Here is a 22557-nt window from a genome sequence, read left to right on the forward strand (position 1 = left end):
TACTTATGATATCTAAGAAAGCATGGCAGTTGATATTACTTGGGACTCTGTTTTCGCCTTTACTTTGGGCGGAAACTCAGCAACAGGTGGTTGAAGCGAGCATACGTAATCAAATTAGTGCGTTGCAAACCGGTACGATTGATTCGAATGAGAGTTCGGTAGATTCGCAAACGTTAAGTGCGACATTACAGTTTATTGAGCAGACTAAAAAGCAAAAAAATGATTTGGCTGCTTTAGAAAAACAAATCCAAAAACTTCCCCAGGAATTGTTGGAGATTGAAGCTCGCATTAAGGATTATAAAGATGCCGTGGACTCATTAAAAAATAGTGAGTTCAGCGGTTTATCTTTAGATAAATTAAGCCAAAAACAGGCAGAAATTCAAGCACAACTACAAGCGGTTCAGGCCACTTTGAGTGATTTGGATAGTCGTATATCCCATGGGCGTACTCTTTTGCTGAATAATCAAAAAGTCATCGAAGAAAATGTAGTGAGAGTGCAGGAAATCATGCGTTTAAAAAACACTCATCAAGCAAATAAGTCCATGATGGACAGATGGAATGCCGAACTTGACTATATTGATGCGAATAATAAATTTAATGCATTACTCACGACTAATGCAGAAAAACTAATTGAATTAGACGAAGAAAAAAGAAGTGAAGCGACGGCACAACAGCAGCTTTTACAGAAGCAATTGACCGTTTTGCAAGACGTGCTAAATGCTAAGCGTTTAAAAGAGTCAGAGCAAAAAGCGTTACAAGTTGAAAGTCAGCAGGTGACGAGCGGCATTCAGAATTTTTTGATTCAAGACGAATTAGAACATAACCGAGAATTAAGCCAATTCTGGGTTAGGCAGACACAAGCATTAAATGCATTATCGCAAGATGATTTGCGCACAAAAAATGTGTTGGAAGGCTTGGCACAAGCGCAACGTAATATTGAAGAGCAGATTAGTGCATTACAAGGTACGTTAGTGCTTTCTAAGGTGATTAATCAGCAAATGCAAGCATTGCCGACTGCGAACTTGAATAATGACTTAGCTACCTCAATTGCGAACGTGCGCGTGCATATTTTTGAATATTCGCAGCAACGAGATCAACTATATAATCTTGATGAGTATGTACGAAATATTACGTTAGCGCTTGAAGAACCGCTGACTTATGAAGAAAACTTGGTGTTGACTAAGCTACTGAAAGAACGCCAAAAATTGCTTGATGATATTATTAAATCGTTAAATAGCCAGCTAAACGTTTCCATTAATATCGAAAATAACCAAAAACAAATTGATGCGATTAGCAGTACGCTGCAACGTAAATTGCAACAACAAAGTTTCTGGGTAAATAGTAATAATCCGATGGGGCTGAATTGGATTAAGGCTTTTCCGAAATTAGCATTTTCTGAAGTAGCGGAATTAACGAAGTACATGAGCTTCAGTAATGTCAGTAAGAATCTGTTACCTACGGCATTATTTACCGGTTTCTTTTTATTGATTTCATTTTTGCTGAATTGGAAAAAGAAAGCGATAAAAGACCGCTTATCTAAGATTGCAAGCCAAGTTAATACATTAAAAAATGATAGCCATTGGTATACGCCGGAAGCAATGTTCTGGACATTGTTGCTTGCGCTACCAAGTACCTTAATGTTTTTTACTGCTTATAACCTTATCGCCTTTTTATTCTTTGATGATCCGATTTCCGCATGGCGTTGGGGCGTGCGTTTAACTTTATATTGGTGGTTCTTTGCAACGGCTTTATCGCTATTACGCCCGAACGGACTGGCTTATCGCCATTTTGGTATGCCGCAAGAAAGTAACCGCATTTTCCAACGTATTATCAAACAGTCTATTTGGATTATCGGCTTATTATTGATCTCTTCGATTCCATCTCAAATTGAGATGATTGGCTATCCAAACGATGTGATTGGACAGGTAATGTCTATTGTTGCTCTTGCACTATGTCTGTTTGTCGTTCGTCCATTATTGGATAGAGGGATTACCGAATACCAGAATGCAAAAACCGAAGACGGCACAATTCGCAATGTGAGCTTATTTAAGTTATTGCGCTTGGTATTGATTGTTGTACCGATCTCATTAATTGTGTTGATTGTATTCGGTTATTACTATACGGCGATTTATTTGATTACGCATTTACTGAATAGCTATTTTGTGATTCTGATTTGGGTATTCGGACGTTATTTTGCTTATCGTGCGGTAACTATTTCGGCACGTCGCTTGGCTTATCGTCGTTTGCAGGAAAAACGTCAAAAGATCCGAGAACAAGCTGCGGAACCGTCGAATAAGGATGAAATAAAAGAAGAAGAGTCGATAAAACTTTCGGTGGTTAACCAACAAATTTTCCGTATTACCGATCTCATTGGCTGGGTAGTGCTATTTGGTTTACTTTATGTGGTTTGGTCGGACTTAATCAGTATCGCTTATTACTTAGACGGTGTGATCTTATTCGAAAGTAATGATGGTGATAAAGTTGAGGCGATCACCTTATTAAACCTGATGCGAGCTTTCTTGTATGTGGTAGTGACTTATGCGTTGGTCAAAAATATTGCCGGTATTTTAGAAGTAATTCTGTTCTCACGGATCAAATTATCTAAAGGTACGCCACAAACGATTACTACCGTCTTTATTTATACGATTGTGGTTATCGGTGGGGTATCGGCATTCTCGGCGTTAGGTATTTCTTGGACGAAAATTCAATGGATTTTCACAGCGCTATCCGTGGGTCTTGGCTTCGGGGTTCGCGAAATTTTCGGCAGCGTGGTTTCAGGATCGATATTGTTATTCGAACGCCCGATTCGTGTCGGTGATAAAGTGACTGTGGGGCAGCATACGGGATTTATTACCAAGATCCGACTTCGTTCAACCACATTGCTGAATTCGGATAATATGGAAGTAGTATTGCCGAATCAGGCATTTGTTACGGATCGTTTTATTAACTGGACATTAAATAATACGATTACCCGTTTACAGTTCTTCTTGAATGTACACTTAGAAGACAATCTGCAAAAAGCAAGGGAATTAATCTTGCAAGCAATTGCAGAAGCCCCTAAAGTAGTGGCTGAACCTAAGCCGGCAATCAATGTTCTACGTTTTCACGATAATGCGCTAGAGCATGAAATTGAAGTGTTTGTCGGAGAGTTGGGGGATCGTTCGGAGACTCTAACATTCTTACATTATCGGATTGCCGAATTATTAAAACAAAATCAAATTCGATTCGCTTTCAAACAGTTGGATGTCAATATGCATACGGCAATAGAAGAACAGCAAGCAGTCAAATTTAGTGAAAATTTAGCAAAATAAGAAGGAAGCATTATGGCAGGCAACAGCATTGGACAATTATTTAAAGTAACTACATTCGGCGAATCGCACGGTATTGCATTAGGTTGTATCGTGGATGGCGTTCCGCCCAATATGGAACTGTCGGAGGCGGATATTCAGCCCGACTTAGATCGCCGTAAACCGGGTACGTCACGCTATACCACTCCTCGTAGAGAAGATGACGAAGTACAAATTCTGTCTGGCGTATTTGAAGGTAAGACAACTGGTACCAGTATCGGTTTAATTATTAAAAATGGTGATCAACGCTCGAAAGATTACGGTGATATTGCTGATAAATTCCGCCCGGGACATGCGGATTATACCTATCAGCAAAAATACGGCATTCGAGATTATCGTGGCGGTGGGCGTTCTTCGGCTCGTGAAACGGCGATGCGTGTTGCAGCCGGTGCGATTGCAAAAAAATATTTACGAGAGCAATTTGGCATTGAAGTGCGAGGTTATTTATCACAAATCGGTAACGTGAAAATCAATCCGGAAACTGTGGAGGATATCAGCAAAATCGACTGGCAACAAGTAGCAAGTAATCCGTTTTTCTGTCCGGATCCGGTTGCTGTGGAAGGCCTTGACGAGTTGATTCGTGAATTGAAAAAAGACGGGGATTCTATCGGGGCTAAATTAACAGTGGTGGCAGAGAATGTACCGGTCGGATTAGGCGAGCCGGTGTTTGACCGTTTAGATGCAGATCTGGCACATGCGTTGATGTCAATTAATGCGGTAAAAGCGGTTGAAATTGGTGACGGTTTTGCAGTTGTTGAGCAACGCGGTAGCGAGCATCGAGATGAAATGACACCGCAAGGTTTTATCTCAAATCATGCCGGTGGCATTTTAGGCGGGATCAGCTCCGGCCAACCGATTATTGCTCATATTGCATTAAAACCAACTTCTAGCATTATGGTGCCGGGACGTTCGGTGAATTTAAATAATGAACAAGTCGAACTGGTTACCAAAGGACGCCATGATCCTTGCGTTGGTATCCGTGCGGTGCCGATTGCTGAGGCGATGACAGCAATTATTTTATTGGATCATTTACTTAGATTTAAGGCGCAATGCCGTTAAGTCGGTTATAATTAAAACAAGCGGTCTGATTTGCAAGATTTTTTGCAAAAATGACCGCTTGTACTTTATTTGTTAAAAGACAATTTTTAGAAAAGCACTCTTTGTAGAAAGCATTTATGAAAAAATTTAAAACTGTTTTGTTATCGGGGCTCCTTAGTTTAGCTGCCTCAACTCAGGCGACACTTTGGGAGCAAATTCGCACGCCGGTTGCTGGACAACCACAAGCGATTGGTGGTTATAGCAACGGTTGTATTATCGGAGCACAACCATTAGCTTTAAAAGGCGAGGGATATCAAGTTATTCGCTCGGCACGTAACCGTTTTTACGGACATCCTGACCTACTATCATTTTTACAACGTTTAGCTAAGAATACTCAGAATGCAGGTTTACCTCCGATCTTAATCGGTGATATGGGAATGCCTGCTGGCGGACGTTTTTCTTCCGGTCATGCAAGCCACCAAACTGGCTTAGATGCGGATATTTGGTTTAGATTCGGTCCAATGGATGCAGAAACGGCGAAGAATCCAGCCGGTTTAGCGACATTGATGGTAAATCGTGATGCGCAGGTGGTTGATGAGCGAGTATGGACATCACAGCATGCAACGATGGTGAAATTAGCGGCGCAAGATATTCGTGTGGATAGAATCTTTGTTAACCCGGCGATTAAAGTGAAATTATGTAATACCGCTGGTTCAGACAGAAATTGGTTACGCAAAGTGCGTCCTTGGTATGGGCACGATTCGCATATGCACGTACGGTTAAGTTGTCCGCAAAATGCGCCGAATTGTGAAAACCAAGCCCCGATTCCGGCAGGCGATGGTTGTGGCGTGGAGCTTTATTCATGGTTTGAACCTGCACCAGCAGGTACAACCGCATCAAAACCGAAAGTGTTGCCGACACCTCCGGTTCAATGTCAGATGATTCTTTCATCACAAGGGCTTAATTAAGTAAAAAAACGCACCTGTAAGTAGGTTATCTATCGGTTCTATTATTCTGCTTTAACCGCAAATGCTTTGAGCATAGCATGGAAAATATCGGCGTTATCGTAAACCCGCACCATATAACTGTAACAAAAAAGCGAGATAAATTATTTTTCTCGCTTTTTCACATCATGTAACAGCGTTACATATTTTTAGAATTTATAAACCAAGTTATCTTCATATTTCCCTGAATAATTCGCCGATGCATTCACCATAATTCTCGTTGTATTCTCAAATGCTTGCCAGTTATTCACTTTATCTTCCTGCATATATTCCACAAATCTAGCAAGGGCTATTCAAAACATATTATGAATATGTTTTACTTTATGCTAAGAACATAAATAGTCATAAAAATATTAAAGGTGGGATAGGTGTTATTGATGCAGGAGCGATAAAGAAAATTTCTAAACCTAATTACTGAAGGTGAATTTATTTACATTTCCTGCCTGGAGTGAAATTTGAAGCAAAAGACGATGTAGAATTAAATGGAATTTTTAGAGATAGTGAAAAAGTTACAGTTGTTAAAAGGATGCTTTAAGGCAATAAATGGTAAAACTTTAGAAGAAGTTACACTATCTGCAGCAGAAGAAGCAAATGACAGAGTTTTTGCAGGAAATGAAGTTTATGACACTAAAGGGCAAAAAGTTATTAAGTTCTTTTTTCATCAACAGGAAAGTTGAAATGTAGAAGGCGATTCAGTCGAATGTTGATGAAAGTCTGTTGGAACAATCAGAACAGATGAAAATTGCCTATGCTCGTAAAAATTTTAGCTATCTTCATCAAAATTTCAATGATTTGGAATATGAAGTGGTGGAAAGCGTGCGAGAAATTTCAGGAAAGTATGGTAAATAAGGTGGGCTTAGCCCACCTTTTTAAGAAAGATTAACGTGCAATCGGATTTACTTTCGCTACCTGTAATTTGCGGTAAGCATCAAGTAATTTCTGATGTGCGGTCATATTTTCAAGCGATTCATCCGATGCGGTTAAGCCGTGGAACGGGTTACCGCCTTGGATTGCGCCCCAAGCAGATTCAACCGCTTGTTTACCGTACATTTTCTCAAATACCATACGGTATTGTTCTGCATCACGTTCTTCATCTAAGAACAACTCAATCGATTGAATTAAGCAGCGGTAATAATTGTTACGTTCGGCTGAGAATACGCTCGCATTCATGTTTGCTGTCCAGTTTGCCCAGTCTAACGCTTGCTCTAAGTTGCCTAACGCTAAATGCAGCATCGATTTAAGCTCACCGATACGTAAAGTTTGCATTGCAGAACCTTTTTCTGCCACTAAACCGATAAACTCACGCACACGAGTTAAATCATCAATACCTTGTTCATCTAATTCATCAAGAAGTTCTTGATAAGTTTCACGATCGTGATGGAAATGTGGCAAATCTAATAAAATTTCACGCCAATCCATACCCATATTATTATTCGCATACACTAAATCGTCACTTGGATAAATGTTCGACATACCTGGTGCAAGAATACGGCAAGCGTACACGCCCAAATGCTCATAATCCATAATATAAACAGGTTGCTCGTGTTTATTAAAGATTGCCATCATATTGGCAAATTCTTGCTCGGTTGTACCGGAGAAATCCCAGTGAACGAATTCATAATCGGCATCTTTCTTGAAAAGATCCCACGAAATTAGACCGCTTGAATCAATGAAGTGCGTTTCAAGGTTAGCGTGGTCAGCCACATCTTCATTATTAAATGAAGGCGGAGCAAACACATCTAAATCTTTTAAGCTACGACCTTGTAATAACTCTGTTACCGTACGTTCAAACGCCACTTGGAAATTCGGGTGCGCACCGAATGAAGCGAAACAAGTACCGTTATTCGGATTTAACAAGATCACACAAATAACCGGGAATTCACCACCTAATGATGCGTCATAGCATAAAATCGGGAAGCCTTCTTGCTCCAGTTTTTCAATAGACGCTTTGATGGTCGGATAACTGTCAATTACGCTTTGCGGAATTTCCGGCAAGCTGATTGCTTCAGTGATAATACGGTTTTTCACAAAACGCTCGAACACTTCCGACAAGCCTTGTACACGTGCTTCGTTTTTCGTGTTACCTGCAGACATACCGTTTGAAACAAATAAGTTGCCGATAATGCTTTGCGGAATATACACAGTTTGGTTATCTGATTGACGAGTATAAGGCAGAGCAACGATACCACGATCGTAATTACCTGATTGTAAATCGATTAGCAAATTTGGAGTTAATTCGCCGTTCGGATCGAAGTAATTGAATAAGAAATCATCCAAAATACCTTCCGGTAGTTGCTCATCATCTTCGATTGGGAACCATTTCTCAGTCGGATAATGCACAAATTCACTATTAGCAATTTCTTGACCTAAATAAAAATCCGCCCAGAAATAGTTGGTTGATAAACGCTCGAAATATTCACCTAATGCAGAAGCAAGCGCTGCTTTTTTGCTTGCACCTTTACCATTCGAGAAGCATTGTGGGCAATCTGCATCACGAATATGCGCCGACCACACATTCGGCACCGGATTTAACCAAGACGCTTCTTCAATGTTAAATCCTAAAGTTTTTAATTTATGTTGAAAGGTAGAAATGCTGTCTTCAAGCGCAGCATCTTTACCGGTAATAAAAGTTTGTTCTGACATTGTAATACCTTTGACTTGTCGTAAAAAAATCGCAACATTCTAGCAAAAATCCCCACAGATAAGTAAATTTTTTGTGAAATTTCTGAATAAAGGCCAGTATTCCTGGCCCGGAAAAAGTGATTACAAGCGGTCGAATTTCCTTTGCATTTTGCAAGTAAAATTTGTGTTTGATTTAAGTTAAGAAAATATCATCTGGGATATATACAAGGAAACTGGTTGGAGGTAGTATTACTTGTATTAGGAAAGAAATATTGAAGGTATAAAATGGAAGACTATACTGTTCACTCTTTTTACGCCCATTCAGGGTTACTTGAGGATCATTCAGATTGGCAAACCTTACTCAGTCACGCCAATAATGTCGGACTACTTGCTGCTGAATTCGCTGCGCCGTTCGCTTCACAAGAAATTGCTCGCTGTACAGGATTATTGCACGATTTGGGCAAATATAGTGCACGTTATCAAAAGCGTTTGCATGGTGGAGAACGGGTAAATCATTCTACTGCCGGTGCAAAAATTGCGGTAGATCGTTGGGGGCCGCTGGGCAAAATGATGGCGTTTTGTATCGCTGGCCACCATGCAGGTTTGGCAAATGGTTCTGGGGAAGGGAAAAATCGTTCTACACTCACACAACGTCTGCAAGAACAATTTGGCCATACGCATAAAGATTTACCGGTACTTGATGCTATTTGGCAGCAAGAGCTTAACTTGCCTGAAAAATTGCCCTTGCCACCTTTAAAACCTTCTAAAAACGAACCTTTCTTTTCTTACGCCTTTTTTATTCGAATGCTTTATTCCTGTCTTGTTGATGCCGATTTTCTTGATACGGAAGCCTTTTATGCCAATCTTGAAAAAAGACCGCTTGAACGAGGAAATTATCCAAATTTAACCGCACTTCATCAGCAATTTAATCAATTTATTGCACAGTTTAGGGAGCGGATTGCTACTCAAACGCCTAATACGCAGGAAGCACAACGCAAAGCGGAAGTAAACTGCTTGCGGAGCGAAATTTTGGATTATGCGGTTACTCAAGCAACGCAAGAAACAGGCTTATTTTCTCTGACCGTGCCAACTGGCGGTGGCAAAACCTTTACCTCAATGGCATTTGCTCTTGAACAGGCTAAACAGCATGGTTTACGCCGAATTATCTACGTTATTCCGTTTACTAGCATTATTGAGCAAAATGCGGCGGAATTTCGTAAAGCCTTTGGCGAACTCGGCGAATCGTCGGTATTAGAACATCACAGCACTTTTGATCACGATAGTCTACCTGATAAATCAAGCCGAGATAAGCTGAAACTAGCATCGGAAAACTGGGATGCGCCGATTGTTGTCACTACAGCAGTACAATTCTTTGAAAGTTTGTTTGCCGACCGAACTTCACGTTGTCGCAAATTGCATAACATCGCCGGTAGCGTGATTATTTTGGATGAAGCCCAAATGTTGCCGCTGAATTTATTACGCCCAATTATGGCAGCAATTGATGAATTGGCTCGCAATTATCAATGTTCTGTTGTGTTATGTACCGCTACACAACCGGCAATTCACCAAGCAAATGGTTTCTATAAAGGGTTTGAAAATGTACGGGAAATTGCACCAAATCCGACCGCACTTTTTGAAAAGTTAAAACGTACTACGGTAAAGCATATCGGTATTCAAACAGATGCTGAGCTGCAAACCAAACTCGCAGATAACCCACAAATGTTGATAATCGTTAATAACCGCCGCCATGCCCGAGCCTTGTATGATTCAGCGAAACATTTAGACGGTACTTATCACCTTACTACATTAATGTGTGCCAAACACCGCTCGCAAACATTAGAGGAAATCCGCCTTCGTTTAAAGCAAAACCTACCATGCAGAGTGATTGCCACTTCTTTAATTGAAGCCGGTGTCGATGTGGATTTTCCACTGGTTATGCGTGCTGAAGCAGGGCTAGATTCAGTGGCTCAAGCGGCAGGGCGTTGCAACCGAGAAGGCAAACGTTTAGCGGAAGAAAGCAATGTTTGGGTTTTCCAACCTGAAGAACAGTGGAAAGCACCGTCAGAGCTAGGTTTACTTTCTGGTTGTATGCGGTCAACGGTTCACACTCATGCAGAAGATCTACTTACTCCACAAGCGATAAATCATTATTTCCAAGCGGTTTATGAGGCGAAAGGAAAAGAACTGGATAAACCAAATATTTTAAAGGCGTGTTACGATGCTGGGCAAAGTCTTAACTTCCCATTTCAAAAAATAGCAGATGATTTCCAAATGATCACAAGCCACTTAATTCCGGTGATTATCCCTTTTGACCAAGAAGCAAAAAACTTTATTGACCACTTACGCTATGCGGATCAAGTGGGTGGTATTTTAAGAAAACTCCAACCTTACACCGTACAAATACCTGAAAAAGCTTTAGCCGAACTCTATAACGCTGGCAGAGTTGAAGCCATTAATGAAGTCAACTTCGGCAAACAGTTTTACTCTTTAATTGGAATGGATTTGTATGATGAAGTGGCAGGATTGAGTTGGGGGAATGTGGATTTTCTTGAGGCGGAGAAATTGGTTTTATAGATGAGTAGGTATTCTAACTTCTTTGGAATGTTAGTTTGACAAATAAGAGTAAATAAATAGAATATAAAAAAACAGTGCTAGAGGTAATTAAATGATTTCTAGTTTAGTTAAAAATAATTTAAAAGAGGTTCCATATGAAATTTCACTTTGAAAAACTAGGCCTTTTGGATGAAGCCACATTAGAATTATCTAATCTAACAGTTATCTGTGGCGAAAATAACACGGGTAAAACTTACGCTACTTATGCGATTTATGGTTTCTTACGTAGCTGGCGGCAATTATTGCATTCAGTAATAATTAAGGAAAATGAAATAATTTCACTTGAGCGCTCTAGTGATGAATATCGAATTGATTTAGAAAAAATATTTAAAGGTAAAATAAACTACTACTTAAGTAAATTAGGACATGAATTTACTGGAATTCTGAGTGAGGTTTTTGCAGCAAAAGAAGATGCTTTCTTAGATACAAAAATAGAAATAAGTATAGATAATGAAATAGAGCTTTCTAAAAAAGCCTTTCACCGAAGAATTCAAGGAGGAGGAAGTACATTAGCAACAATTTCTAAAGAAGAAGGATCAACAGTTCTAGAAATTTTGTCTGGTGATGGAAGAAATAAGTTAGGTTCCTTTGGAATGATTGAATTTGTTATTGATGCTATTGCTGAGATTGTTTTTAGTCCATATTTTCCTAATCCTCATATTTCAAGTGCAGAACGCACAGGTGCGGCAATTTTCCGTCGAGAATTGGATATGGCACGGACAAGAATGTTAAAAGCACTTAATGAAATGGATTCAAAAGAAATTAGAAATAGACCTTGGAAACTTCTACAAAAAATAGATACTGATTATGCTTGGCCTGTAGAAGACAATGTGGAATTTGTTCGACAACTTGAAGATATAGATAAACAAACAAGTGAGCTAACAAAAACTAACCCTGAAATATTATCAACTTTTGATACCATTATAGGGGGGAGTTACAAGGTTATTCGTAACCAAGGATTGGTTTTCCAAACAAAAGGAACAGGAGCAAAACGTTTCACTATGAATGAAGCCTCAAGTTGTGCTAGAGCATTATTAGATGTTGGTTTCTATTTACGGTGTAAAGCAAAGCCTGGGGATCTTTTCATTATTGATGAGCCAGAACTAAATTTACATCCCAAAAATCAAAGAGCTTTTGCAAGGCTGATTTCCAAATTAATAAATGCTGGCATAAAAGTGTTTATGACAACCCATAGTGATTATCTGATTAAAGAACTAAATACTTTAATTATGCTAAATCAGAAAACTAGTCATACTAAGAAGATGCAAGAGCGATATGAGTATAAGGATGATGAATTATTGAACCCAGAATGTATTAATCTTTATATGACAGCTAAAGGCGGAATAAGAAAACGTCAAAATATCTTACAGAAAGCTAATATATATCCAGAACTTGGTATTGAGGTATCTACTTTTGATGACACTATTGATGTAATGAATAAAATTCAATATGCCCTTGTTTATGGAGAATAATACCTATGTCAATGTCTCCAGAATTAGAATATTTAATGGGTTCTTTATCTTGTGTTACTTATAATGGAAAACAACATACTGACATTCAAATAAAAGAGTCAGATCCTTCAGCAAAATTAAAAACAGTTAATTTGAAAACTGAAGCTGGAGATTGGTTTTGCTTTAGTCCCGATGAAGGACGCAAATGCAGGCGTATTCATAATAAATCAAATATGGTTGTAATGTCGCCTTTACTTACAATTGATAAACGATTTGATCACCATTGTGCTTGTGATGCTGTAATTATCATGAAAAAAGAAGGTAAGCTTTCAATATTATATATAGATCTTAAGTCTGGAAATCCTACAGGGTATAGTTCTCAATTTAAGAGTTCTCGCCAATTTGTCAGATATTTACTTGGGCTTTATAGAGAATTCCGAGGTGAAAACTTACCTATTTTAGAGGAAAAATATGTGATTTTTTATGGTGGAAATAAGATTTTACTGAATAAAAGCACAACTACACTCAAGCCTAATATAGGACAAACATCACCAGATAAGGCATATAAAAAAGAAGTTGAGAATGGAGCTACTGTATATTTAAAGGAAATATATAGTTAAATTTGTAACATTTTCATCTTCTTATGATATTTCCGAATATAAATTATTTGAACATTCAAATTTAGTAAAATTTGGTGTTTTATTATGTCACTATAAAAAATAATTTCGCATTTTACTAAGAATGCGTGGATTGAAACCAAAGCAGTTATAAGCTGAAGAAAATTCGCCTCCCTTCGGGGAGGTGTGTTACAAAATGAAAGGGAGCATAGTATGCCAAACAAAATCAAACTCCATATTTGGGGTGATTATGCTTGTTTTACCCGCCCTGAAATGAAGGTGGAGCGGGTGTCTTATGATGTGATTACGCCGTCTGCGGCACGGGGGATTTTGGCGGCGGTGCATTGGAAGCCGGCGATTCGCTGGGTGATTGATAAAATTTATGTTTTAAAACCGATTCAGTTTGAGTCAGTTCGCCGTAATGAGTTGGGCAGTAAAATTTCCGCTAGTAAAATCAGTGGGGCGATGAAACGCAAAACGGTGGCGGATTTATACACTGTGATTGAAGATGATCGCCAACAGCGTGCTGCTACTGTGCTGAAAAATGTGGGCTACGTCATTGAGGCTCACGCTGTGCTGACCAAAATGGCAGGCGAGGCAGAAACCGTCACTAAGCATATTGAAATGTTCAAACGCCGTGCGAAAAAGGGGCAATGTTTCCAACAACCTTGTATGGGCGTGCGTGAATTTGCGGCAAATTTTGCCTTGATTGATGACGATGAGCCGTTACCTGAATGTTTTTTGGCAGAAAATGAGCGAGATCGTGATTTAGGTTGGATGTTACACGATATTGATTTTGAGCACGGTAATCAACCTCGTTTCTTCCGTGCAGAAATGAAAAATGGCATGATTGACGTGCCGCCATTTTATGCCGAGGAGGTCAAATCATGATTCTCTCCGCTTTAACCCGCTATTATTACCGCCTTGCAGCACAAGAAGATCGTTTAACAGGTGAAGCCAAAGTACCTTCCTATGGTTTTAGTGAAGAAAAAATTGGTTGGGTACTAGAATTGGATTCAAAGGGAAATTTGGTAAATGTGATTCCAAATTTAACCGCTGACAAGAAACCCAAAGCTAAATTGATGAGCGTACCTCGCCCTGAAAAACGCACGTCTGGCATTAAACCTAATTTTCTGTGGGATAAAACGGCTTATGTGCTAGGCGTGGAAAGCAATCAAGATAAAGCCACCGCAAAAGATCAATCTATCAAATTCGCCGAGAAAACCTTTGAGGCATTTAAACAGTACCATTTGGATTTGCTTGCGGATTCCAATGATGAAGGTTTAATGGCGATAAGCAATTTCCTGCAACAATGGCAAGCCACACATTTTGCCGAATCAATTTGCCCTGCCGAAATGCTTGACGCAAATGTCGTGTTTAAATTAGTGGGAACAAGCGGTTATATTCATCAGCGAGAAGCCGCACAAACCCTTTGGGCAAGTTTATTGGTTAACGAAGACAGCGAACAAGGACTATGCTTAATCAGCGGCGAAATCGCCCCGATTGCACGCCTCCACCCTGCGATTAAAGGTGTTTATGGCGGGCAAAGTGCAGGCGGTTCAATCATTTCTTTTAATAAAGAATCTTTCACCTCATTTGGTAAGGAACAAGGCAGTAATGCCCCCGTTTCTGAACAAGCCGCTTTTGCTTACACCACTGCTTTAAATTATTTACTACGCACCGAGAAACATCGTTTAACTATTGGCGATGCGAGTACCGTCTTTTGGGCGGAAGCAGATAATACCACCCAAGCAGAAGCTGCCGAAGGGTTCTTTGCTGCCCTAATGACCCCACCTGATGACGATCAAGAAAACCAAAAAATCTTTGATGAATTGCAAAAAATCAGCAAAGGACGACCGCTTGCAGAAATTTCCCCAGAATTATCTGAAAATACCCGTTTTTATGTGTTGGGGCTTGCTCCGAATGCGGCTCGAATTTCGGTGCGTTTTTGGCTGGATACCACCTTTGGGCGACTGGCAAAAAATCTTAGTGAACATTGGCAAGATCTCGCTCTTGAGCCTTGTGCCTGGAAAACGCCTCCCTCCATTTGGCGATTGTTATTACAAACTGCTTCATTAGGCAAAAGTGAGAACATTTCTCCTGTCTTGGCAGGCGAAATGGCTCGGGCGGTTATTAGCGGTCATTTATATCCGATGAGTTTACTTTCACAGTTAGTGACTCGAATCCGAGCAGACGGCGATATTAACGGCTTGCGAGTAGCATTAATGAAAGCAGTCTTACAACGAAAATTTAGAAAAGGTCTTATAAAACAAGGAGTTCCTATGAGCTTAAATAAAGAAAGCGATAACCACGCTTACGTGCTTGGCAGGTTATTTGCGGTATTAGAAAGAATCCAAAGCCAAGCGTTAGGCGAATTAAATGCTGGCATTGCCGACCGCTATTATGGTTCTGCGTCTGCCGTGCCATTTTTCGTTTTCCCACGCTTGTTAAGAGGTGCAAAACATCATTTAGCTCGCTTACGAAAAGATAAAGGTGGTATAGCTGCGAATTTGGAGCAGGATTTAGGTGAAATTATCTCGGTTTTACCTGAAACTTTCCCTCGCCATTTAAGCATTGAGGAACAAAGTTGCTTTGCGATTGGCTATTACCACCAAAAATTTACCAAAACCGAAACTGCAAAATCTATGGAAAACTAAGGAAATATTATGTCTATTCAAAATCGCTATGAATTTGTTTTTTTCTTTGATGTAACCAACGGCAACCCAAATGGTGATCCAGATGCAGGCAATATGCCACGCCTTGATCCTGAAACCAGTAAAGGTTTGGTTACCGATGTTTGTCTAAAGCGCAAAATCCGTAATTTTATTGAGATGAGTTACGAAAATGAGGCAGGTTACGAAATCTATGTGAAAGAAAAAAGTGTTCTGAACTTACAAAACAAACGTGCTTATGAAGCATTAGGCATTGAGCCTGAAGCAAAAAGATTGCCGAAAGAAGAAGCCAAAGCCCGAGAAATTACCGCTTGGATGTGTAAAAACTTTTTCGATATTCGCACCTTTGGGGCGGTAATGACTACCGAAGTAAACAGCGGACAGGTGCGAGGCCCTGTACAACTGGCGTTTGCTCAATCTATCGATCCGATTATTCCTCTGGAAGTATCGATCACACGAATGGCAGTAACCAACGAAAAAGATCTAGAAAATAAAAGTGCGATTCAAACAATGGGGCGTAAATATATCGTGCCTTACGCACTTTACCGTGTTCACGGCTTTATCTCTGCCAAACTAGCGGAAAAAACGGGCTTTTCCGATGAAGACGTACAAAAACTTTGGCAAGCATTACAGCTTATGTTTGAACACGACCGTTCTGCCGCGCGTGGCGAAATGGCAGCTCGTAAATTGGTTGTGTTTAAACACGATAGCGAATTAGGTAATCAACCTGCTCATAAATTGTTTGAAACGGTAAAAGTTGAACGTATCAATGGCGAAAAAGACACGCCAGCGAAAGGCTATGATGATTACCGTATCAGCGTGCAAGCTGATGGTTTAAATGGCGTAACCGTTGAAGAACTGCTGTAATGGACGATTTGCAACATTCTGCTGAAATTTTACCGCTTGTTCAGCCCCAATTTGGCAATGACAAGCGGTTGATTTCGCTTTCTGCTTTGCAACATTACGCTTTCTGCCCCCGCCAATGTGCCTTGATCCACAATGAACAGGCGTGGGCAGAGAATTTTCTCACCGCTCAAGGCAAGGCATTGCACGAGCGAGTGGATTCAAGCGAGCCTGAAGTTCGCAAAGGGATTCGTTTTGAGCGAACGGTTCACGTTGCAGCGGAAAAATTAGGCATAAGTGGCATTTTAGATTTGGTCGAGCGAGATTTGAAAACAGGCGAACTAAAGCCTGTGGAATATAAACGTGGCAAGCCCAAACTTGATCCGATTGATGAAATCCAACTCTGTGCCCAAGCGTTATGTTTGGAAGAAATGACGGGGCAAACTATTAATGAGGGTGCGTTGTGGTATATGCAAACTCGCCACCGTTTACCAATCATTTTTTCTACCGAACTACGCACCAAAACCCTTGTAACCATTGCAGAAGTGCGATCACTTTTAAACAGCGGAACAACCCCTCCTCCCGAATACAGTAAACGCTGCAAAGCCTGCTCTCTCATCGACCTCTGCCAACCGCAGTTATTGGAAAGGGATAGGTCGAAAGGGTATGTTGTGGGGTTGTTTGGGGAGTAGAGTTGAGCACTGGTTCAATGTCGTCAATTTTTTAGGAATTTTAACAATGCGCAAACTCCAAAACACTCTCTATATCACCACCCAAGGTAGCTGTTTGCACAAAGAGCGGGAAACTTTGGTGGTGGAGCAAGATCGGAAGAAAGTGGCACAGTTGCCGATACATTCCATAGGGCATATTTTTTGTTTTGGGAATGTGTTAGTGTCGCCGTTTTTAATGGGATTTTGTGGCGAAAATAACGTAAATTTGGCGTTTTTTACCGAAAATGGACGTTATCTTGGACGGTTGCAAGGGCGACAAAGTGGTAATGTATTGTTACGCCGAGCCCAGTATAAAAAGTCGGAGACCAACCCCCTGCCTGTTGCTCGCAACATCATTGCTGCCAAAATTCAAGCATCTAAGCGTGTGTTACAACGGCAAATTCGTAATCATGGCGAAAATGCTGACCTTCAATCGGCAATTACTGCATTAAATTACAGCCTGCAACAGTTGAAAACAGCAGACAATTTGGATTTGATTCGAGGTATTGAGGGCGATGCCGCTTCCCGTTATTTTGGAATGTTTTCTCATCTTATCAAAGAAAATAGTGGTTTCCACTTTAACGGACGTAATCGTCGCCCACCTCGTGATGGTGTGAATGCCTTGCTTTCATTTCTTTATAGTATTTTAGGGAAAGATATTAGCGGGGCATTGCAAGGTGTAGGGCTTGATCCACAAATTGGCTTTTTGCACGCAGATCGACCGGGGCGAGATAGCTTGGCTCAAGATATTTTGGAAGAATTTCGTGCGTGGTGGGGGGATAGAATGGTGTTGTCTCTTATCAATCGAGGGCAGATTAAGCCTGATGATTTTGTGGTAGAAGCTAGCGGTGCGGTAACGCTCAAGCCTGAAGCAAGAAAATTACTATTTCAAACTTTGCAAGCGAAAAAACAAGAAAAAATCATCCACCCATTTTTAGAGGAAGAAGTGGAAATCGGCTTGTTACCTTATATTCAAGCGATGTTGTTGGCTCGTCATTTGCGAGGTGATTTAGCAGAATATCCACCGTTTTTAATGCGCTAGCATTTGCAAAATTTTGTTGAAATTTGACCGCTTGTTTTTATTTTATTCATTGAGGAATTGGCAACCATGCTGATGTTGATTACCTACGATATTTCATTTGATGACCCCGAAGGGCAGGCTCGCCTACGCCGTATTGCTAAGCATTGTTTGGATTATGGTGTGCGGGCTCAGTATTCTGTGTTTGAGTGCGATGTTACACCCGACCAGTGGGTAATACTGAAAAATAAATTATTGGCAACTTACAACCCTGATTGTGATAGTTTGCGTTTTTACCATTTAGGCAGTAAATGGCGGAATAAAGTCGAACATCACGGTGCAAAACCTGCAGTGGATATTTTTAAAGATACGTTAATTTTATAAATCGCTAACCTGTAGTTCTCATAAAAATGCTGGGAGGTTAGCGAATATACATTGTTCTTTAATAATCAAGGAATTAGAAAAAATAAGGTACAGTATATTGGCGATATGCTATACTTTTTCCACTCTCTAAAAAACGTTAGCGAATAAAGGGAAATAAAGCCTGATATCTCAATACGTTATCTTTTAGGGGGCAGCCACCCACGCGTGGCTGTGTATTGAAACTTAATGAGAAAGTTGGAGCATCAACGATAGGAGGTGCAGCCACCCACGCGTGGCTGTGTATTGAAACTTTACGAGTTCTTCGGTCATTACCCATATATGTTGTGCAGCCACCCACGCGTGGCTGTGTATTGAAACCATTATGACACCCAATAACGAAGATAAGACGCTGGGCAGCCACCCACGCGTGGCTGTGTATTGAAACATATTATCCACATAATTGCAGGTTATGTCAAATAGCAGCCACCCACGCGTGGCTGTGTATTGAAACGTATCGAGCGAAACCGCTACGGGCTTATCCTCTCGCAGCCACCCACGCGTGGCTGTGTATTGAAACCTGAAATCACACTCGCATTTTGGCGAATATCATCGCAGCCACCCACGCGTGGCTGTGTATTGAAACATCGATCTATTACCGAGATGTTTCCTACATATCAAGCAGCCACCCACGCGTGGCTGTGTATTGAAACTGAAGGTGGGTTAGTTGGTGGATCATTTGCTGCTGCAGCCACCCACGCGTGGCTGTGTATTGAAACTTCCGTCATGTATCGGTCTCTCGCATAAGACGACGCAGCCACCCACGCGTGGCTGTTTTACTTTATATTTTGCATTGTTTGTTTTATTGGCGATTTTCATTTTGAGCTAAAACTCGCCACTTATTTGATCTTGTTTTTTGTTTTCTTACTTCGTCAATGTTAAACTTTAATGAATATGATTTAACGACTTAGAGAAAGATAACAATGAGCGGTGCAGAATTATTAGTGAACGTGACGCCGAGTGAGACTCGGGTAGCGTTAGTTGAGAATGGATTGTTAAAAGAGCTTCATATTGAGCGTGAGGCGAAGCGAGGGATTGTCGGTAATATTTATAAAGGGCGGGTGACACGAGTTCTGCCGGGGATGCAGTCGGCATTTGTGGATATCGGCTTGGAAAAAGCAGCATTTTTACACGCTTCCGATATTGTTTCTCACACGGAATGTGTCGATGAAAATGAGAAGAAACAGTTTATCGTAAAAGATATTGCAGAGCTGGTGCGTGAAGGGCAGGATATTATCGTACAAGTGGTGAAAGACCCAATTAGTACCAAAGGTGCGCGTTTAACTACGGATATTACCTTGCCTTCTCGCTATTTGGTATTTATGCCGGAAAATAGCCATGTGGGTGTTTCGCAACGTATCGAAAGTGAGGAAGAACGTAATCGCTTAAAAGCGTTGGTTGAGCCTTATTGTGATGAACTCGGCGGCTTTATTGTGCGCACAGCAGCGGAAGAGGTTTCGGAAGAAAGTTTGCAGCAAGATACGATTTTCTTGAAACGTTTATGGCGTAAAATTTTAGAGCGAAAAGCAAAATATCCTGTTAAATCAATGTTATATGGTGAGTTGGCGCTAGCGCAACGTGTCCTGCGTGATTTTGTCGGCACACATATCAGTTCGATTCGCATTGACTCGAACATGACCTATGAACAAGTTAAAGAGTTTTTAGCGGAGTTTATGCCAGAACTGACCGAAAACGTGAGTTTATATAGCGGTAGTCAAACGTTATTTGATGCTTATGGGGTGGAAGATGCGATCCAAAAAGCGTTGGATAAACGGGTCGATTTAAAATCGGGCGGTTATTTAATTATTGAGCAAACCGAAGCAATGACCACCATTGATATTAATACCGGTGCATTTGTCGGTCATCGCAATTTGGCGCATACGATTTTTAATACCAATATCGAAGCGACCCAAGCGATTGCACATCAATTACAACTGCGTAATTTAGGCGGCATTATCATTATTGATTTTATTGATATGCAAGAAGAAGATCACCGTGAGCGAGTGTTGCAATCATTACAAGAAGCGCTAAAAGGTGATCGTGTTAAAACCAATGTGAATGGCTTTACCCAACTGGGTTTGGTGGAGATGACCCGCAAGCGTACCCGAGAAAGTTTGGAACGTGTGCTGTGTTGCGATTGTTCGGCGTGTAAAGGGCGTGGCACGATTAAAACGGTCGAAACCGTCTGCTATGAAATTCTGCGTGAGATTGTGCGTGTTCATCACCTGTTCAAAACCGAAAAAGTGCGTGTTTATGCTTCAAAAGATGTGGCGGAATATTTGATTAACGAAGAAACGCACGCTTCGATTGCTGAGTTAGAAGTTTTTATCGGTAAGAAAATCGAAATTAAATTAGAACCTTACTATCATCAAGATCAGTTTGATGTTGTTGTCATGTAATTGACAAACGGTCGAATTTTGTGAAAGTTTTGCAAATTTTTCCTAAAATCCGACCGTTTGTTTCCTACCAAAAATCTGTAAAATCGCTTATAATTGCTTCCATTTTTCGAATTTATCAAGCAAAAGGTTAAAAAATGTCTGAAGTTGAAAACCAAGAATTAGATCTTAATGGTGAAATGTTAGCTCGCCGTGAGAAATTAGCAAAATTACGTGAACAAGGTAACCCGTTCCCGAATACTTTCCGTCGTGATGCTTACGCAGAAAAATTACACGCACAATACGATGAAGTAGAAGGCGAAGCGTTAAAAGAACAAGATATTCAAGTAAAAGTTGCCGGTCGTATTATGCTTAAACGTGTAATGGGCAAAGCGTCTTTCTTTACTATTCAAGATGTAAGCGGTCAAATTCAGCTTTATGTTGCACGTGATAACCTTGCTGAAGGCTTGTATGCGGATAAAGTAAGCATGTGGGATTTAGGCGATATCGTCGGTGTTGCCGGTGCGCTTTTTAAAACTAAAACGGGTGAATTAACCGTTCGTTGTTCGGAAGTGGAATTATTAACTAAATCACTTCGTCCGTTACCAAACAAAGTACAAGGTTTAACCGACCAAGAAACACGTTATCGTCAGCGTTATTTAGACTTAATTTCTAATGAAGAATCTCGCCGCACTTTTATGATTCGTTCAAAAGTGGTTTCAGGTATTCGTCAATTCTTCTTAGAGAAAGATTTTATTGAAGTTGAAACGCCAATGTTACAAGTGATTCCAGGCGGTGCGGCAGCAAAACCGTTTATCACTCACCACAATGCGTTAGACGTGGATATGTATTTACGTATTGCACCTGAGCTTTACTTAAAACGTTTAGTGGTTGGTGGTTTTGAGCGTGTATTCGAATTAAACCGTAACTTCCGTAACGAAGGTGTTTCAGTGCGCCATAATCCTGAGTTCACCATGATCGAATACTATCAAGCGTATGCGGATTACCACGATTTAATGGATAACACCGAAGAATTATTACGTAAATTAGCGATTGATATTCTTGGCACAACGACTGTTCCTTACGGTGAATATGAATTCGATTTCGGTAAACCGTTTGAACGTATCACGATGCACAATGCAATCGTAAAATACGGTAACGGCATTACACGTGAAGATTTAGACAGCTTCGAAAAATCAGTAGAAATTGCGAAAGGCTTAGGCATTGAAATCCAAAAATCTTGGGGCTTAGGCTCAGTAGTAAATGCGATTTTCGAAGAAGTGGCAGAACATCAATTAATTCAACCGACCTTCTTAATGGCACACCCAGCGGAAATTTCACCGCTTGCGCGCCGTAATGATGAAAACCCTGAAGTAACTGATCGTTTCGAATTATTTATCGGTGGTCGTGAAATCGGTAACGGTTTCTCAGAATTAAACGATGCAGAAGACCAAGCAGAGCGTTTTGATGCACAAGTTGCAGCGAAAGATGCGGGTGATGATGAAGCGATGTTTAAAGACGAAGACTTCGTAGTAGCATTAGAACACGGTTTACCACCGACAGCTGGCGAAGGTTTAGGCATCGACCGTTTAGCAATGATTTTTGCAAATGCACCGTCAATTCGTGATGTGATCTTATTCCCTGCAATGCGTCAGAAATAATTAAAATTGATACGAAAAAAGCACACTCTTGATCTGACCCCAAAAAGTTAGACGGTTTAATTTAAGGACTGAGTTCTGTATTGTACAGGGCTGAGTCCTTTTAATTTCACTTGAATACGCTCATTGTTGTAATAATGAATGTACGCATGAATCACTTTCTCAAGCT

General features: G+C 40.5%; 19 protein-coding genes and 1 CRISPR repeat array. Of the genes, 16 read left to right on the forward strand and 3 right to left on the reverse strand.

Features of this window, described 5'->3' with window-relative positions; all coding sequences use genetic code 11:
• The first annotated feature begins 5 nt into the window (after nucleotides 1-5).
• The 3 genes from mscK (at nucleotide 6) to mepA (ending at nucleotide 5353) form a co-directional block, all read left to right on the forward strand.
• The gene (gene mscK / locus C228_RS0112190) at nucleotides 6-3311 is read left to right on the forward strand and encodes a mechanosensitive channel MscK (RefSeq protein WP_018652880.1); all 3306 of its coding nucleotides are present in this window, start codon (nucleotides 6-8) and stop codon (nucleotides 3309-3311) included.
• Between the two features lie 12 nt (nucleotides 3312-3323).
• Complete coding sequence (gene aroC, locus C228_RS0112195; RefSeq protein WP_018652881.1) at nucleotides 3324-4406, forward strand: chorismate synthase; 1083 nt, start codon at nucleotides 3324-3326, stop codon at nucleotides 4404-4406.
• A gap of 116 nt (nucleotides 4407-4522) precedes the next feature.
• A complete protein-coding gene (gene mepA / locus C228_RS0112200; RefSeq protein ID WP_018652882.1) occupies nucleotides 4523-5353 on the forward strand; it encodes a penicillin-insensitive murein endopeptidase in 831 nt (276 codons plus the stop codon).
• A gap of 185 nt (nucleotides 5354-5538) precedes the next feature.
• On the opposite strand, the gene C228_RS14370 is transcribed toward mepA, so the two are convergent.
• Nucleotides 5539-5655, reverse strand: a complete 117-nt coding sequence (locus C228_RS14370) for a hypothetical protein (RefSeq protein ID WP_018652883.1) — start codon at nucleotides 5653-5655, stop codon at nucleotides 5539-5541.
• A 216-nt stretch (nucleotides 5656-5871) separates the two neighbouring features.
• Here C228_RS14370 and C228_RS14910 point away from each other — a divergent pair, with 216 nt between their 5' ends.
• Both C228_RS14910 and C228_RS15025 read left to right on the forward strand, forming a co-directional pair.
• Nucleotides 5872-6066 carry a hypothetical protein gene (locus tag C228_RS14910; RefSeq protein WP_018652884.1) on the forward strand — a complete coding sequence of 65 codons (195 nt, stop codon included), beginning with the start codon at nucleotides 5872-5874 and terminating at the stop codon, nucleotides 6064-6066.
• 40 nt (nucleotides 6067-6106) lie between these two features.
• The gene (locus C228_RS15025) at nucleotides 6107-6238 is read left to right on the forward strand and encodes a hypothetical protein (RefSeq protein WP_281109884.1); all 132 of its coding nucleotides are present in this window, start codon (nucleotides 6107-6109) and stop codon (nucleotides 6236-6238) included.
• A 30-nt stretch (nucleotides 6239-6268) separates the two neighbouring features.
• Here C228_RS15025 and ycaO read toward each other — a convergent pair whose 3' ends face one another.
• On the reverse strand, nucleotides 6269-8032 hold the full coding sequence (gene ycaO / locus C228_RS0112220; RefSeq protein ID WP_018652886.1) for a 30S ribosomal protein S12 methylthiotransferase accessory factor YcaO: 1764 nt from the start codon (nucleotides 8030-8032) through the stop codon (nucleotides 6269-6271).
• A 264-nt stretch (nucleotides 8033-8296) separates the two neighbouring features.
• Between ycaO and C228_RS0112225 the strand changes: the two genes are divergently transcribed.
• From C228_RS0112225 to lysS, 11 genes are all read left to right on the forward strand, one after another.
• Nucleotides 8297-10585 carry a CRISPR-associated helicase/endonuclease Cas3 gene (locus C228_RS0112225; RefSeq protein ID WP_018652887.1) on the forward strand — a complete coding sequence of 763 codons (2289 nt, stop codon included), beginning with the start codon at nucleotides 8297-8299 and terminating at the stop codon, nucleotides 10583-10585.
• A gap of 134 nt (nucleotides 10586-10719) precedes the next feature.
• Nucleotides 10720-12096 (forward strand): AAA family ATPase, encoded by a 1377-nt coding sequence (locus C228_RS0112230; protein ID WP_018652888.1) that lies wholly within the window; start codon nucleotides 10720-10722, stop codon nucleotides 12094-12096.
• A gap of 5 nt (nucleotides 12097-12101) precedes the next feature.
• Nucleotides 12102-12695 carry a hypothetical protein gene (locus tag C228_RS0112235; protein ID WP_018652889.1) on the forward strand — a complete coding sequence of 198 codons (594 nt, stop codon included), beginning with the start codon at nucleotides 12102-12104 and terminating at the stop codon, nucleotides 12693-12695.
• Between the two features lie 210 nt (nucleotides 12696-12905).
• The gene (cas5c, locus tag C228_RS0112240; protein ID WP_018652890.1) at nucleotides 12906-13583 is read left to right on the forward strand and encodes a type I-C CRISPR-associated protein Cas5c; all 678 of its coding nucleotides are present in this window, start codon (nucleotides 12906-12908) and stop codon (nucleotides 13581-13583) included.
• Nucleotides 13580-15349, forward strand: coding sequence for a type I-C CRISPR-associated protein Cas8c/Csd1 (gene cas8c / locus C228_RS0112245; RefSeq protein WP_018652891.1), 1770 nt, complete (start codon nucleotides 13580-13582; stop codon nucleotides 15347-15349). Before cas5c ends, cas8c begins: the two co-directional genes overlap by 4 nt.
• Before the next feature lie 9 nt (nucleotides 15350-15358).
• Nucleotides 15359-16231 carry a type I-C CRISPR-associated protein Cas7/Csd2 gene (gene cas7c / locus C228_RS0112250; protein ID WP_018652892.1) on the forward strand — a complete coding sequence of 291 codons (873 nt, stop codon included), beginning with the start codon at nucleotides 15359-15361 and terminating at the stop codon, nucleotides 16229-16231.
• Nucleotides 16231-16899, forward strand: coding sequence for a CRISPR-associated protein Cas4 (gene cas4, locus C228_RS0112255; protein WP_018652893.1), 669 nt, complete (start codon nucleotides 16231-16233; stop codon nucleotides 16897-16899). The genes cas7c and cas4 overlap by 1 nt, the downstream gene beginning before the upstream one ends.
• A 46-nt stretch (nucleotides 16900-16945) precedes the next feature.
• Entirely contained in the window at nucleotides 16946-17959 is a 1014-nt protein-coding gene (gene cas1c, locus C228_RS0112260; protein ID WP_018652894.1) for a type I-C CRISPR-associated endonuclease Cas1c, read from the forward strand.
• Nucleotides 17960-18025: 66 nt separating this feature from the next.
• Entirely contained in the window at nucleotides 18026-18319 is a 294-nt protein-coding gene (gene cas2, locus C228_RS0112265; RefSeq protein WP_018652895.1) for a CRISPR-associated endonuclease Cas2, read from the forward strand.
• 190 nt (nucleotides 18320-18509) lie between these two features.
• Nucleotides 18510-19074: a CRISPR direct-repeat array (repeat unit 32 nt; unit sequence GCAGCCACCCACGCGTGGCTGTGTATTGAAAC).
• Between the two features lie 204 nt (nucleotides 19075-19278).
• On the forward strand, nucleotides 19279-20754 hold the full coding sequence (gene rng, locus C228_RS0112270; protein ID WP_018652896.1) for a ribonuclease G: 1476 nt from the start codon (nucleotides 19279-19281) through the stop codon (nucleotides 20752-20754).
• 134 nt (nucleotides 20755-20888) lie between these two features.
• On the forward strand, nucleotides 20889-22391 hold the full coding sequence (gene lysS, locus C228_RS0112275; protein WP_018652897.1) for a lysine--tRNA ligase: 1503 nt from the start codon (nucleotides 20889-20891) through the stop codon (nucleotides 22389-22391).
• 56 nt (nucleotides 22392-22447) lie between these two features.
• On the opposite strand, the gene C228_RS14220 is transcribed toward lysS, so the two are convergent.
• A partial coding sequence (locus C228_RS14220; protein ID WP_155877792.1) for an IS3 family transposase occupies nucleotides 22448-22557 on the reverse strand: 110 nt, incomplete at its 5' end.

The organism is Actinobacillus capsulatus DSM 19761, assembly GCF_000374285.1.
GTDB lineage: Bacteria > Pseudomonadota > Gammaproteobacteria > Enterobacterales > Pasteurellaceae > Actinobacillus > Actinobacillus capsulatus.